Origin of the sequence: Burkholderia contaminans (genome assembly GCF_029633825.1) — a bacterium.
In the GTDB taxonomy this organism is placed as follows: domain Bacteria; phylum Pseudomonadota; class Gammaproteobacteria; order Burkholderiales; family Burkholderiaceae; genus Burkholderia; species Burkholderia contaminans.
In genome coordinates this window covers 3,352,062-3,366,229 of sequence record NZ_CP090640.1, presented here as the reverse complement: position 1 = coordinate 3,366,229, position 14,168 = coordinate 3,352,062, and the positions used below count along the sequence as shown (strand labels likewise).

The 14,168-nt window shown below is 66.9% G+C and carries 13 protein-coding genes; 3 read left to right on the top strand and 10 right to left on the bottom strand.

Annotated features, from left to right (window positions below; translation table 11 throughout):
* Positions 1-354 carry a hydroxyisourate hydrolase gene (gene uraH / locus LXE91_RS15690; RefSeq protein ID WP_011352401.1) on the bottom strand — a complete coding sequence of 118 codons (354 nt, stop codon included), beginning with the start codon at positions 352-354 and terminating at the stop codon, positions 1-3.
* A 509-nt stretch (positions 355-863) separates the two neighbouring features.
* Here uraH and LXE91_RS15685 point away from each other — a divergent pair.
* Entirely contained in the window at positions 864-2,276 is a 1,413-nt protein-coding gene (locus tag LXE91_RS15685) for an 8-oxoguanine deaminase (protein WP_039342831.1), read from the top strand.
* A 48-nt stretch (positions 2,277-2,324) separates the two neighbouring features.
* Here LXE91_RS15685 and LXE91_RS15680 read toward each other — a convergent pair whose 3' ends face one another.
* Entirely contained in the window at positions 2,325-3,254 is a 930-nt protein-coding gene (locus tag LXE91_RS15680) for a LysR substrate-binding domain-containing protein (RefSeq protein WP_006762467.1), read from the bottom strand.
* Positions 3,255-3,475: 221 nt separating this feature from the next.
* Positions 3,476-3,685, bottom strand: coding sequence for a dodecin (locus LXE91_RS15675; protein WP_039342833.1), 210 nt, complete (start codon positions 3,683-3,685; stop codon positions 3,476-3,478).
* A gap of 135 nt (positions 3,686-3,820) precedes the next feature.
* Between LXE91_RS15675 and LXE91_RS15670 the strand changes: the two genes are divergently transcribed.
* Positions 3,821-4,714: an NAD(P)-dependent oxidoreductase gene (locus LXE91_RS15670; protein ID WP_039342835.1), complete on the top strand. Its 894-nt coding sequence runs from the start codon at positions 3,821-3,823 to the stop codon at positions 4,712-4,714.
* Between the two features lie 66 nt (positions 4,715-4,780).
* Here LXE91_RS15670 and LXE91_RS15665 read toward each other — a convergent pair whose 3' ends face one another.
* The 4 genes from LXE91_RS15665 to LXE91_RS15650 form a co-directional block, all read right to left on the bottom strand.
* A complete protein-coding gene (locus tag LXE91_RS15665; RefSeq protein ID WP_027784713.1) occupies positions 4,781-5,227 on the bottom strand; it encodes a hypothetical protein in 447 nt (148 codons plus the stop codon).
* A gap of 333 nt (positions 5,228-5,560) precedes the next feature.
* Positions 5,561-5,992 carry a large conductance mechanosensitive channel protein MscL gene (mscL, locus tag LXE91_RS15660; RefSeq protein ID WP_039342842.1) on the bottom strand — a complete coding sequence of 144 codons (432 nt, stop codon included), beginning with the start codon at positions 5,990-5,992 and terminating at the stop codon, positions 5,561-5,563.
* Between the two features lie 232 nt (positions 5,993-6,224).
* A complete protein-coding gene (locus LXE91_RS15655) occupies positions 6,225-7,391 on the bottom strand; it encodes a tetratricopeptide repeat protein (protein ID WP_039342844.1) in 1,167 nt (388 codons plus the stop codon).
* An 88-nt stretch (positions 7,392-7,479) separates the two neighbouring features.
* On the bottom strand, positions 7,480-8,160 hold the full coding sequence (locus tag LXE91_RS15650) for a PspA/IM30 family protein (RefSeq protein WP_039342846.1): 681 nt from the start codon (positions 8,158-8,160) through the stop codon (positions 7,480-7,482).
* 443 nt (positions 8,161-8,603) lie between these two features.
* Between LXE91_RS15650 and LXE91_RS15645 the strand changes: the two genes are divergently transcribed.
* Positions 8,604-11,120, top strand: a complete 2,517-nt coding sequence (locus LXE91_RS15645; RefSeq protein ID WP_039342847.1) for a penicillin-binding protein 1A — start codon at positions 8,604-8,606, stop codon at positions 11,118-11,120.
* Between the two features lie 101 nt (positions 11,121-11,221).
* Here the strand turns inward: LXE91_RS15645 and LXE91_RS15640 are convergent, their stop codons facing one another.
* The 3 genes from LXE91_RS15640 to argE form a co-directional block, all read right to left on the bottom strand.
* Positions 11,222-11,653 carry a DUF3574 domain-containing protein gene (locus LXE91_RS15640; RefSeq protein ID WP_039342849.1) on the bottom strand — a complete coding sequence of 144 codons (432 nt, stop codon included), beginning with the start codon at positions 11,651-11,653 and terminating at the stop codon, positions 11,222-11,224.
* A gap of 145 nt (positions 11,654-11,798) precedes the next feature.
* Entirely contained in the window at positions 11,799-12,818 is a 1,020-nt protein-coding gene (locus tag LXE91_RS15635; protein ID WP_039342851.1) for a threonine/serine dehydratase family protein, read from the bottom strand.
* Between the two features lie 60 nt (positions 12,819-12,878).
* Complete coding sequence (gene argE / locus LXE91_RS15630) at positions 12,879-14,099, bottom strand: acetylornithine deacetylase (RefSeq protein ID WP_039342853.1); 1,221 nt, start codon at positions 14,097-14,099, stop codon at positions 12,879-12,881.
* Positions 14,100-14,168: the final 69 nt, after the last annotated feature.

The following is a 14,168-nucleotide window of genomic DNA, read 5'->3' as shown; positions in this document are numbered from 1 at the left end:
TCAGCTGCCGCGATAGGTGCTGTACGACCACGGCGACACGAGCAGCGGCACGTGGTAGTGCGAGCCGGTGTCGGCGATGCCGAAGCGGAGCACGACGCGATCGACGAAACGGGGTTCGGGCACCTTCACGCCGAGCGACGCGAAGTAGTCGCCGGCATGGAACACGAGTTCGTATTCGCCGGCGGCGAGCGCGGCGCCTTCGAGCAGGGGTTCGTCGCAGCGGCCGTCGCTATTGGTCAGCACGGTCTTGATCGCGCGGCGCGATTCGCCGTCCAGCGCGTAGAGGTCCACCTTGATTGCAGCGCCGGGACGGCCGTGCGCCGTATCGAGTACGTGGGTAGTGAGCTTTCCCATTCGTTGTGTCCTTGTGTGAATGCGAGGTTCGGCGGCGACTCGATCCATGACTGTGCGGCGGATCGAGGCTCCACGTCACGTGGCTACATACCCGTCGGCGAGATTGAAGCGAGCGCCGTGCAGGCATTGTAAAAAGGTTCCCTGCGCAAATACGGGCGCGATATCAAAGATAATGCGCCGCGCATGAGCGGCTGTCGACGGCCCGCCGGATACGGCTCCCGGCGGGCGTTTCGGGCCTCCGGCGGGGCGTTGCGCGGCGTACCATATCGAAACCGTGAAGCGCGGTATTCCGGATCGCGCATTGTGTGCGGCGCGCGCTTGGGCGATCCTCCCGCCGTGCGCGTTGGCCTGTGGCCCGCGCGTACCCCGAAGACGGCGAGCACGCCGGGTAACCGGGCCAGGGCGTTCGAACGGACGCGGGCACCGGAGCGTGCCGCGATTCAGCGTTCGAACGGCTGTGTGACCGTCCCCAGGATCCACCCCTGGGGGCAGACCGACGCGGAGAACGCATGAACCTCGAGCAGCACGCTGGCGCACGCGCGCCGAACACCTCCTCATCCCGCCCGAAAACCCTGCTGGTCAAGCACGCCGACGTGCTCGTGACCATGGACGACACGCGGCGCGAGCTGCGCGACGCGGGGCTCTACATCGAAGACAACCGGATCGTCGCGGTCGGCCCGTCCGCCGAGTTGCCCGAGACGGCCGACGAAGTGCTCGACCTGCGCGGCCACCTCGTGATCCCGGGGCTCGTGAACACGCACCACCACATGTACCAGAGCCTGACGCGCGCGGTGCCGGCCGCACAGAACGCCGAGCTGTTCGGCTGGCTCACGAACCTCTACAAGATCTGGGCGCACCTGACGCCCGAGATGATCGAGGTGTCGACGCTCACCGCGATGGCCGAGCTGCTGCAGTCGGGCTGCACGACGTCGAGCGATCATCTGTACATCTACCCGAACGGCAGCCGCCTCGACGACAGCATCGGCGCCGCACAGCGGATCGGCATGCGCTTTCACGCGAGCCGCGGCGCGATGAGCGTCGGTCAGCGCGACGGCGGGTTGCCGCCCGATTCCGTCGTCGAGCGCGAGCCCGACATCCTGCGCGACACGCAGCGCCTGATCGAGACCTATCACGATGAAGGGCGTTACGCGATGCTGCGCGTGGTGGTTGCGCCGTGTTCGCCGTTCTCGGTGAGCCGCGACCTGATGCGCGACGCGGCCGTGCTCGCGCGCGAATACGGCGTATCGCTGCACACGCACCTCGCGGAGAACGTCAACGACATTGCATACAGCCGCGAGAAGTTCGGGATGACGCCCGCCGAATATGCGGAGGATCTCGGCTGGGTCGGCCACGACGTATGGCATGCGCACTGCGTGCAGCTCGACGATGCGGGCATCGGCCTGTTCGCGCGCACGGGCACGGGCGTCGCGCACTGTCCGTGCTCGAACATGCGGCTCGCGTCCGGCATCGCGCCGGTGAAGAAGATGCGTCTCGCGGGCGTGCCGGTCGGCCTCGGCGTCGACGGCTCAGCATCGAACGACGGCGCGCAGATGGTGGCCGAGGTACGCCAGGCGCTGCTGCTGCAGCGGGTCGGTTTCGGGCCCGACGCAATGACCGCGCGCGAAGCGCTCGAGATCGCGACGCTCGGCGGCGCGAAGGTGCTGAACCGCGACGACATCGGCGCGCTGAAGCCCGGCATGGCCGCGGACTTCGCCGCATTCGACCTGCGCCAGCCGCTGTTCGCGGGCGCGCTGCACGATCCGGTCGCGGCGCTCGTGTTCTGCGCGCCGTCGCAGACGGCGTACACGGTGGTGAACGGGAAGGTGGTGGTGCGGGAAGGGCGGCTCGCGACGCTCGACCTGCCGCCCGTGATCGAGCGTCACAACGCGCTCGCGCACGCCCTCGTGGAAGCTGCGCGCTGACGCGTCGGCGGGGAGGTCGCGCAGCACGTTGCGGATCGGGTGCGCGGCTTATGCCTCGATCAGCGTGCGGGTGGCTTCGGCGACGAGGCTGCGCAGCCAGCGTACTTCGTCGGAGTAGTGGCAGCGCTCGTGCCACAGCTGGTAGTACTGCATCGGCGGGAAGTCGAGCGGCGCCGGCACGACCGACAGCGGCAGGAACTTCGCGTAGTGATCGGCGAACAGCCGCGTGGTCGTGAAGATCAGGTCCGACTTCACGAGCACGTAAGGCGCGAGATTGAAGTACGGCAGCGTGACGACCACGTGGCGCTTGAGCCGTTCGCGCGCGAGATGCACGTCGATCGCGCCGCGCTGGCCGACCGAGTAGGGCGTCGGCGCGAGATGCGGCGCGTTCAGGTACTGGTCGAGCGTCAGCCCGCCGCGCTTCGCGAACGGGTGCGTGTTGCTCATCAGGCAGACGATTTCGTCGACGAACAGGTTCGACAGGTGCAGCTGCTCGGGCGGTTCGGGCCAGTTGCCGACGACGATGTCGAGCTTGCCGTCTTCCAGCGCGAGCTCATAGTCGAACGCGGGGCCGAGCGAATGGAATTCGAGCGTCGCGTTCGGCGCGGCCTGGCGGAAGCGCTCGACCACGGTCGGCACGAACAGCACGTTCAGGTAGTCGGGGCAGCCGATCCGGTAGCAGCGGATCGACGTGGCCGGGTCGAAGTTGTGCTGCTGGAACTTGATGCGCTCGATTTCACGCAACGCGTTCTGCACGGGCTCGAGCAGGCGCAGCCCGTATTCGGTCGGCACCATGCCGGATTTGCCGCGCACCAGCAGCGGATCGCCGGTGATGTCGCGCAGGCGCCGCAGCGCGGCGCTGATCGCCGGTTGCGACTGGTTCAGTTTGACGGCCGCGCGCGTGACGCTGCGCTCCATCAACAAGGTGTGCAAGACGCGCAAGAGGTACGTGTCGATCGCCTCGCGTTGCTGACTCATGTTATCTCCGGTTTATATGGCTGGGCTGATCGAGGGATGGGGTGGGTATATTGTTTTTAATATGAACGAAAATCAGCGTCAAGAGATGGATACCCGCGGCTACCCGCCGGCGGGGGCTCGACCAGGGGGCCGGACGAGGTGAAATACGGGACGCGTTGCGCCGCGCGGGTCCGTATTGCACGGATCCGGATCGCGACGCGGCGGGTGAGGCGACGGGTGCGTCAGTCGTCGATACGCATGCCGACCTTCAGCGTGACCTGCCAGTGCACGACCTGGTCGCCTTCGATGTGGCCGCGCGTTTCGGTCACCTGGAACCAGTGCAGGTTATGTAGCGTCTTGCCGGCTTTCGAGATCGCGTTGCGGATGGCGTCGTCGCTCGATTTCTGCGACGAACCGGTCAACTCGATCATCTTGTACACGTGGTCGCTCATGGTGCGCTCCCTGGGATGTCGGTATGGATGGCCGGCGCAAGCCGTGGTCCCGAAGCGGCGCCGCGCGTGCCCGGCTTCTTGAGTGATAGGTATGATGGGCGGCAAGTGCAACCCATATCGGAGACGAGGAGCATCGTGGAAGTCGGATTTTGCGGACCGGGATTGATGGGCGCGCCGATGATTCGGCATTTGCTGGCGGCCGGGCATCGCGTGAGCGTATGGAATCGTTCGCGCGAGAAGGCCGAGGCGCTCGTGAAGGACGGCGCGCAGGTAGTCGGTACGCCGCGCGAACTGGCCGAGCGCGTCGAGACGGTATTCGTGTGCGTGCTCGACGGGCGCGCGGTGGGCGATGTCGTGTTCGGCGAGCACGGGCTGCTTTCGGGTGATGCGGGCGCGCGCCGCGTGCAGCGCATCGTCGATCATTCGAGCATTCCGCCCGCCGCCACGCGCGACTACGCGGCGCGTGCGGCCGCGCTCGGGGTCGGCTGGGTCGATGCGCCGGTGTCGGGCGGCGTGCCCGGCGCGCAGGCCGGCACGCTCGCGGTGATGGCCGGCGGCCGCGCGGCCGATCTCGACGCGGTGCGAGCGCTGATCGATACGTACGCGTCGCGCATCACGCACATGGGCGACGCGGGTGCGGGCCAGACGGCAAAGTTGTGCAACCAGGCGATCGTGACCGCGACGGTCACCGCGATCGCCGAGGCGGTCGGCCTGGCGCAGGCAAGCGGCATCGACGCCGCGCGACTCGCCGAAGCACTGGCCGGCGGCTGGGCCGATTCGGTGCTGCTGCAGACGTTCGTGCCGCGCATGACGTCGGGCGGTCATCCCCCGATCGGCGCGCTGAGTACGTTCCAGAAGGATGTCGATGCGATCGCCGACGCGGCGCGCGACACGGGCGCCGTGATGCCCGTGTCGGCCACCGTGCAGCAAGTGTTGCGGCTCGGCGCCGCGCAGGGGCTCGCCGGCGCCGATTTCGCCGCGTTCATCGACATCGTGCGGCCGGGCAACGGCCGCCAGCAGGCGTCGTGACGGACAAGCGGGGCGTGTGAATGGCAGATGGGCCGCGCGGAGGCGGCCCATCGAATGGCGGGGCGATCAGCCGAGGGAGCGTGGTGTCGTGTCGCCGGCGTTCTGGCGGCCGAGCCCGCCGCGCAGGCTCGCTTTCGTGCCTGCACCAAACTCGGGCAGGATGCGCGCACGCGCACGGCTGGCGAACACGAGGAAGCCGAAGCCGTTTGCTTCATACCAGTATCCACCGTTCTCGAGGCCGTCCAGCGGCTGCTCGAGCGCGTTGGCGATCGACTCGATGCAGCGCTTGCGCAGTTCGGCGATGGCGGGATAAGGCGGCTGGGCACCGCGCACGCTGCACAGGAGCACGTCGAGACCGGGCAGCACATGTGCGTACAGGACGGGCTCGTCCTGCGCACGGGCGCGGGCAATCTTGGTGTCGAGCTGGGCAAACGGTTTCGAGTGGCGCAATACCGCGAGGAATGACTCCTGGCCATCCTGCTGGGCACGCCGACGTTTTTTCGGGAAGGACATAAACACTCGCCTCAAAAACAATTGCAAGAAATGCGGCACTTTCATGCGACCCACTCCCGGCTATGTACGCCGCATGTCGATCCTTTATAGCACACGAAAATGCTGCCTTCGTGCAGTACGACGATCAATGTCTCCCGTCGACCTGCTCGCCATGATCGACACAGCCAGCGTCTTGGCGCCCGTACTGTCGTTTAGTCTCCATCATAGACCTGCTTTCCCCGCGCGTGCATTCGCCCGTCACAAAAAAGTGAGATAGGCCGCATGCGGCGGTGCATCGCGCACGCAATAAAAAGGCCCGCACGGGGCGGGCCTGGCTGGCGGGGCGCCTGGCGATCAGCGCTGCTTCAGCGAATCGCGGATCTCGCGCAGCAGCACCGTGTCTTCCGGCGTCGCGGCCGGCGCGGCATCTTCCGGCTTGCGCAGCTTGTTGATGAATTTCACCATCAGGAAAATGATGAACGCGAGGATGACGAAATTGATTGCCACCGTGATGAACGAGCCGTAGCCGAACGCGGCGACACCCGCGGCCTGCAGGTCCTTGAACGAATCGGGATTACCCTTGAACGTCGGGGGAATGGTGCCGAGCAGAACGAACTTGTTCGAGAAATCAAGGCCGCCGGTCAGCACGCCGATGACCGGCATGATGAGGTCTTTCACGACCGAGTCGACGATCTTCGAGAACGCGCCGCCGATGATCACGCCGACGGCGAGATCCATGACGTTGCCCTTGACGGCGAACTCCTTGAATTCCTTGATGATGCTCATGAGCGGCTTTCTCCTGTTTGGGGCGAGAGGAGGCGTGCCGCGACGCGCAGGGATGCAGAGCGTCGAATGAGGGTCGGTGGCACGCCGATGGCCGCATGATAGCGAACGCTCCCCATTGCCGGTAGTCCATCTTGAAATGATTGACAAATCCGCGCGTCGGCGCGGCCGGCCATGCAGGGGAGCGCGGCGTGCGTGGCAGCGCGTCGCGGGTGCGTCGACGCGCTGCGTGGTGTCAGGTGTTGTCGTCGGTCCAGCCGTCGTCGTTGCTGCCGAGATCCATGCCGCCGCCGCCACCGTTGCCGTCGCTCCAGTTCGAACTGTCGCCGCGGCCGAAGTCGAAGCCCGGGTCGTTGTCCTGCCGGCGGCGCTCGCCGTCGACGATCACGTCGCGTTCGACCACACGCTCGCGGCCGCCCGACATCGCCTCGCCGAGCAACACACCGGTCAGCAACCCGCCCATGCCGCCGCCGAAACCCCCGCCGCCTTGCTGGATCACCACCGGCGGTTGCTGTTGCGGGTAGGGCTGCTGCGGGTACGGCTGGCCTTGCGCGCCCGTCATGCGGTCGGCTTCCTGCGCATACACGGAGCCGCTGCCGTTCGCCGGCGCCGCGGGTTGCGCGGCCGGATCGGGACGGCCTTCGATGCGTGCCTTCACGCTCGCATGACGCTGTTCGAGTTCGTCGACGCGATACGGCGGCACCGGATTCTTGCCGTTCGACAGCGATTCGACGAGCGTGCGCGCATCGGTCTCGATCGCTTCGAGTTCGCCCGTGAGTGCCGCGGCGCCGGGCGCCGTCGACAGCTTCGCGTCGAGTTTCAGCGGGCGGATGTCGTTCAACACGTCGGTGGCGCGCTTGAGCTGCGTGCGGCGTTCGTCATCGGCGCGGCTGTCGTCGGCCGTGCGTGCGCGCCGCAGCGTCCAGCGCAGCACCAGCGCGATCACCGCGGCGATCAGCCCGAAGCCGATCCACATGCCGGTCGACGGGCCGTGTTTTTCGGCCGGCGCGACGGCGGGCGCGAGCGACGATTGCAGCGTGCCGGCCTGCGTGGCCGACGGCACGTTGCCGCTCACGCGCGCCGCGTCGGCACGGATGCGCGACTCGGTCTGCGCGAAGCGCGAAGCATCGGTGAACTTGAGTTGCGGATCGAGCGATTTTGCGCGCTGCAACTGCGCGAGTGCGTCGGACGCGCGGCCTTCGCGGTCCAGCACCTGTGCGTACAGGTAGCGCGCATGCGCGTTGTTCGGATGGGCGTCGATGACTTGCGACAGCTGCGTGTCGGCTTGCTGCCAGTTGCGTTGCGCGATCGACTGCTCGACCTGCTGCAGCGACGGGACCGCAAACGCGGCGGACGACAGCAACATCAGCGAGAGGCCGAGTGCGGCGAGAGATTTCTTCATGGTCGAACCGGGCGCAGGCGCCCGTCTCCTGACGATCGGTTCGCGCCGCGCCCGGGGCGGGCGGCGGCGCGGTGGCCCGCAGATATCGTTACTGCGCGGGCGTGTCGAGCTGCTTCTTCAGCGCGGCGAGGCGATCCTCGACCGACGGGCCCTTGTTCAGCGCGGCGAGCTTGTCGTCGAGCGCCTTGCCGCTCGACGTGTCGGCCGAATTCAGGCGCGCGTCCGAGCGTGCGTTCTGCAGCGCGACCTTGTCCTCGAGCTTCTGGAAGTCCTCGGACAGGTTCTTGCCGCCGATGCCGCCCAGCGCGCTGGCCGCGACGTCCTTCGCCTGCGCGATCTCCTGCTTGGCCTGCAGGATGTTCGAGCGGGCATTCAGGTCGTTGCGGCGCTGACGCATGTCGGCGATCTGCCCCTTCAGCTTGTCGACCGACGGCTCGAGCGTCGTCAATTCGGCTGCGAGCGCGTCGCGCTCGGCTTCCGCGTTCGACTGCGCGCCGAGCGCCTCGCGGGCGAGTGCTTCATCGCCGGCCTGCAGCGCGCGCTTCGCGCCTTCCTCGTACTTCTTCACCTTGTCGTCGGCCGCATCGCGTTTGCTGCGCTGGGTCGCGACCTGTGCCTCGATCTCGATCAGCGAATTCTCGGCACGGCCGATGCTGTCGTCGAGCTCCCGCACGATCTGCCGTGCGTCGCGCGACGGATCCTGTACCGAATCGGCCGCATCGTTCAGCAGGCCTTTGATCGTGCGCGAAACAGAGTCGAAAAGCGACATGAAATCCTCCGTGGTTGATAGGCGCCGCGTGAGAGCGGCAGTGCCCGTTGCGAGCCGGTTCCGACCCGCATGAGCCGGCGGATATTACACCACCGGTTCACTTAAATACGGCTTAAACGCGCGAGTTCAAGCGGCTGGCGCATCAGGATGTCGAACCTTTCGCGATTGAAAGAAAATCCGCCGTGCGCGCGATATTGCGTGTCCATGATAGGCAGAGGATGACGACAATACGTTCCTCAAATCACGGCATTGCGGGAATTTTTACAAAAAATCGCGAAGGCATCCGGTCGATTTCATTAAAATGCGCTGTCACGTCGCGGGAACGGATCGCCGCGCGGCGGGGTCTGTCGACGTGACAGCCGCATCACGCTGTATCCGCTCTGATTCATTCGCCTGCATTTCCGCATGCGTCCGAGGGTGCCACGACCGCCCGCCATTCCGACATGCCAATTATCAAACGACCGCCTTCTTCTTCCGACAGGAACGAACCCCACTACACGCTGCGCCGTTCGCCGTCCGGAGCCTATTACCCCGATGACGACGATCGCGACGACGGCCGCCGCACCCAGCGCAGCAGCGGCGGAGGGCGCGGTCGCTCGTTCGGCTCGCGCGTCATGCTGTGGTTCGCCGGCCTCATCGCGACGCTGGCGATCGTCGGCGCGCTGATCGTCGGCTACGCGCTGGTCGTGATGGCGCCGCAGCTGCCGTCGCTCGATGCGCTGACCAACTACCAGCCGAAGGTGCCGCTGCGCGTGTTCACGGCCGATCACGTGCTGATCGGCGAGTTCGGCGAGGAGCGCCGCAGCCTCGTGCGCTTCCAGGACATTCCGGACGTGATGAAGAAGGCGGTGCTCGCGATCGAGGACTACCGCTTCTACGAACACGGCGGCGTCGACTTCGTCGGCATCCTGCGCGCCGGTGTCGCCGACCTGATGCACGGCGGCGCGCGCCAGGGCGCGAGCACGATCACGATGCAGGTCGCGCGCAACTTCTTCCTGTCGAGCGAGAAGACCTACACGCGCAAGATTTACGAAATGCTGCTCGCGTACAAGATCGAGAAGGCCCTGACGAAGGACCAGATCCTCGAGCTGTACATGAACCAGATCTATCTCGGCCAGCGCTCGTACGGCTTCGCGGCCGCCGCGCGCGTGTATTTCGGCAAGGACCTGAAGGACATCACGCTGGCCGAAGCCGCGATGCTCGCGGGGCTGCCGAAAGCGCCGTCCGCGTATAACCCGGTCGTCAATCCGAAGCGCGCGAAGGTGCGCCAGGAGTACATCCTGAAGCGCATGCTCGAGGTCGGCTACATCACGCAGCCGCAGTACGACGCGGCCGTGAAGGAAGAGATCCACGTGCGCACGCCGGGCAACCAGTACGCGGTGCACGGCGAGTACGTCGCCGAGATGGTGCGGCAGATGATGTACCAGCAGTACAAGGACGAAACCTATACGCGCGGGCTGACCGTCACGACGACGATCAACTCGTCCGACCAGGAAGCCGCCTACCAGGCCGTGCGCCGCGGCATTCTCGACTACGAGCGCCGCCACGGCTATCGCGGGCCGGAAGCGTCGATCAAGCTGCCCGCGGCCGGCGACGACCGCGACGAGGCGATCGACGACGCGCTCGCCGATCACCCGGACAACGGCGATCTGCAGTCGGCGGTCGTGCTGTCGGCATCGCCGAACGCGGTCGAGGTGCAGTTCGTCGGCGGCGCGACCACGACGATCGGCCCGGCCGGGCTGCGCTTCGTGGCGGGCGCGCTCAGCCCCCGCGCGAACGACACGCTGCGCATCAAGCCGGGCTCCGTCGTGCGCGTGCTGAAGGACGGCAAGACGGGCTGGCAGGTCGTGCAGCTGCCGCAGGTCGAAGGCGCGCTCGTCGCGATCGCGCCGCTGGACGGCGCGATCCGTTCGCTCGTCGGCGGCTTCGACTTCAACAAGAGCAAGTTCAACCACGTGACGCAGGCCTGGCGGCAGCCGGGCTCGTCGTTCAAGCCGTTCATCTACTCGGCGTCGCTCGACAAGGGCATGGGGCCGGCGACGATGATCAACGATGCGCCGCTGTACTTCCCGCCGAGCGTCCCGGGCGGCACCGCATGGGAGCCGAAGGACGACGACCAGCCGGACGGCCCGATGACGATGCGCACCGGCCTGCAGCGTTCGAAGAACCTCGTGTCGATCCGGATCCTCGCATCGATCGGTACGCAGTATGCGCAGCAGTACGTGACGCAGCGCTTCGGTTTCGATCCCGCGAAGACGCCGCCTTACCTGCCGATGGCGCTCGGCGCGGGCCTCGTGACGCCGCTGCAGCTGGCAACCGGCTATGCGGTGTTCGCGAACGGTGGCTACAAGGTCGATCCGTACCTGATCGCCGAAGTCGACGACGCACGCGGCCAGGCGCTGCAGAAGTCGCAGCCGGTGCTGGCGGGCAGCACGGCGCCGCGCACGATCGAAGGCCGCAACGCGTACGTGATGAACAGCCTGCTGCATTCGGTCGCGACGGCCGGCACGGGCGCGGGCACCAACGTACTGGGCCGCAGCGACTTGCAGGGCAAGACGGGTACGACGAACGACGCGAAGGACGGCTGGTTCGCCGGCTACCAGCAGTCGCTCGTCGCGGTCGCGTGGATGGGTTTCGACCAGCCGAAGAGCCTCGGCAGCCGCGAATTCGGCGCGCAGCTCGCATTGCCGATCTGGGTGAACTACATGCGCACCGCGCTGAACGGTGTACCCGAGCAGCAGATGCCGATGCCGGATGGCCTGACCTCGATCGACGGCGAGCTGTACTACGCCGATCGCACGCCGGGCAACGGCTTCGTCTCGAACGTCGACATCAACCCGGCCGAGAACGCGATCAGCGCGAACGACGCACTCGGCTCGGCCGGTGCGGCGGGGCTTGCGCCGCCGCCTGTCACGCCGCAGGAGAAGCAGCAGATCATGGACATGTTCGAGAACAAGTAAGCGGCACGCTGCTGTTCCGGCATGCGACGGGCGCCTTCGGGCGCCCGTTTTTTTTGCGCGATTTCTTTTGCGCGAATGGCCGGCAGGCGGAGAAGGGGAAATCAGAACGATGCGCAGGCGGGCACGACGGTCATGCCGACCGATTGCTGGTGGAATCGCTGCATGTACGCTTGCCGGATCGCGGCGAGCCGCGCACGTGTATCGGGCGTGTCGTCCGCGATGATACGGATCACGAAGCTGTCTTCGCGCGTGATCCCGCCGCTTGTCTGGTCGCGCCACTGGCCGTGTGTGTCCCAGTAGGTGAGGCCATCGGGGAACCGTGGGGTGACCGTATCGGCGAGGAATGCCGCGCGCTCCGCATCGGTGACGGGGCCGCGCCCCGTGATGTCGCGCCCGAACAGCAGGTCGGCCTGCAGCATGCGGTTTTCGCCCGGCTGCGTGCAGGCCGGCGATGTGCCGACGACGGGCGACGGCGGTGCCGCGCAACCGGCGAGCAGTGCGATCGCCATGACACATGCGGCCAGCGACCGCATCTGCCCATTTCGTGACGATCGACCTCCACGTGCGCAAAACGCTGCGCGCTCAACCACTTGCGTGCTTGTCCGGCGGGTTATCAACAGGGCTGTCAACATAATCTGGGGATAACCCTAGGTTCGTCCACGCGTGCCCGACGTGGGGTCAGTGCTGCAGTTTCGCGTGCGCGAGATGCATGCCGAGCGTGGCGGGGTCGGTATTGGTGCCCGATAGCAGCACGCCGACGCGCTTGCCCTGCAGCGTTTCGCGCAGCGGGCCGAGCAGGGCGGCCAGCGCAGCCGCGCACGCCGGTTCGACCGACAGTTTCAGTTGCGAGAACAGGAACAGCATCGCGGCCCGCAGCGCGTCGTCGGACACGGTGACGATGCGGTCGACGTGGCGTCGGCACAGCTGGTAGCTGTATTCCTCGGTATGCGGCGCCATCAGCGAATCGGCGATCGTCTGCATCGCGCCCATCTTGATCGTGTGATTCGCCGCGAAGCTGCGGCTCATCGCGTCGGCGCCTTCCGGCTCGACACCGTACACGTGCACGCGCGGATTCGCGAGCCGCAGCGCGGTCGCCATGCCGGCCGCGAGCCCGCCGCCGCCGATCGGCACGATCACCGCGTCGAGGTCCGGAGTCTGCGTCGCCCATTCGTAGCCGAGCGTCGCGGTGCCGAGAATCGTGTGATAGCCGTTGAACGGATGGATGAAGAAGCGGCCTTCCTCGGCCTCGATCCGCCGGACCAGGTCGAATGCCTGCGACGCGCTGCCGGCCAGCACGACTTCCGCGCGGTACTGCTTGCACTGCGCGATGCGCGACGGGCTTGCGGTGTGGAACATCACGACCTTGGCGCTGCTGCCGAGCCGCATCGCCGCATACGCGACGGCCGCCGCGTGATTGCCGGCCGACACGCAGGTGACGCCGGCGTTCTTGCGGGCTTCGTCGAGCGCGAGCAGGTGCGTGAACGCGCCCCGCGCCTTGAAGCTGCCGCTCACCTGCAGCAGCTCGAACTTGAAGTTGACGTGCGTGCCTTCGAGGGAAGGCAGGTCGGCGCGCTCGAACACGGGCGTGCGCGCGACCCACGGCGACAGCGCGAAATGCTGCGCGGCGATTTCGTCGAGCGTCGGAATCGGCTCGCCGTCGATCGTCGTATGGGCGGTGCCCTGTTGTTCAGTCGACATGACGTGGCGGGTGGCGAAGTGGGCCGGCCCGCACACGCGGGCCGGCGTGGCGGGGGGCAGTCAGTGCGCGTCGACCGACATGCTGCGGATGAACTTGTGCAGGAACTGCTCGCAGCCGGCGAGCTGCGCAAGCTCGACATATTCGTTCGGCTTGTGCGCCTGCTCGATGTTGCCGGGCCCGCACACGACGCTCGGGATGCCCGCACGTTGGAACAAACCGGCCTCGGTGCCATAGGCGACCTTGCGCTTGTCCTGGTCGGCCGTCAGCGCGCGCACGAGCTGCGTGATCGCGGCCTGTTCGGTGGCGTCGAGGCCGGGCGCCGCGGCGATCTTCGAGAATTCGATCGCGGCATTCGGATGCTCGCGAAGCATCTGCGGCAGCAGCGTGTCCCGTGCATACGCTTCGATGCGCGTGAAGATCTGCTCGGGATCGAGCGTCGGCAGGTTGCGGAACTCGAAGTCGAAGCGGCACTCGGCCGGCACCGTGTTGATCGCGTTGCCGCCCTGGATCGTGCTCGTCTGCGCGGTCGTGAACGGCACGTCGTACAGTTCGTCGAACGGGCCTTCGGCGCGAAAGCGCTCGGCGATGTCGCGGATGTGGCAAATGAGGCGCGCCGCGTACTCGATCGCGTTCAGCCCCTTCGGCGTCAGCGACGAATGCGCCGCGTGGCCGCGCACGCAGCAGCGGTACGCATTGATCCCCTTGTGCGCGATGATCGGCCGCATGCTGGTCGGCTCGCCGACGATGCAGCCGGACGGTTGCACGCCGCGCTTGACGAGATCCGCAATCATCAGCGGCGCGCCTGCGCAGCCGATTTCCTCGTCGTAGGACAGCGCGAAATGAATCGGCTTCGCGAGCTTCGTCGCCTGCATCTCGGGCAGCAGCGCGAGCGCCGCGCCGATGAAGCCCTTCATGTCGCAGGTGCCGCGGCCGTACAGGCGGCCGTCGCGGATTTCCGGCGCGAACGGGTTGCTGTCCCATTGCTGGCCGTCGACCGGCACGACGTCGGTATGCCCGGACAGCACGATGCCGCCGTTCGTCGAGCCGTCGTGCGCGGGCACGGTCGCGAACAGGTTCGCCCAGCCGTCGCGCGGATCGTGCGTGATCGTCGATGCGATGCCCTTCGCGGCGAGCGCGTCGCGCACCGTTTCGATCAGGCCGAGGTTCGGCACACGGCTCGTCGTGTCGATCGACACCAGTTGCTTGATCCAGGGCAGGCTGACGAGCGACGCGTCGCCTTGGGTTGCGGCGGACGGCGCTGTCGCGTCGAGAGTGGACATGGCAAAACTCCGTCTGATGAATGGGAAAATCATACTCAAAAACGCGTCGGCCCGCCCGCATCGGGCGCA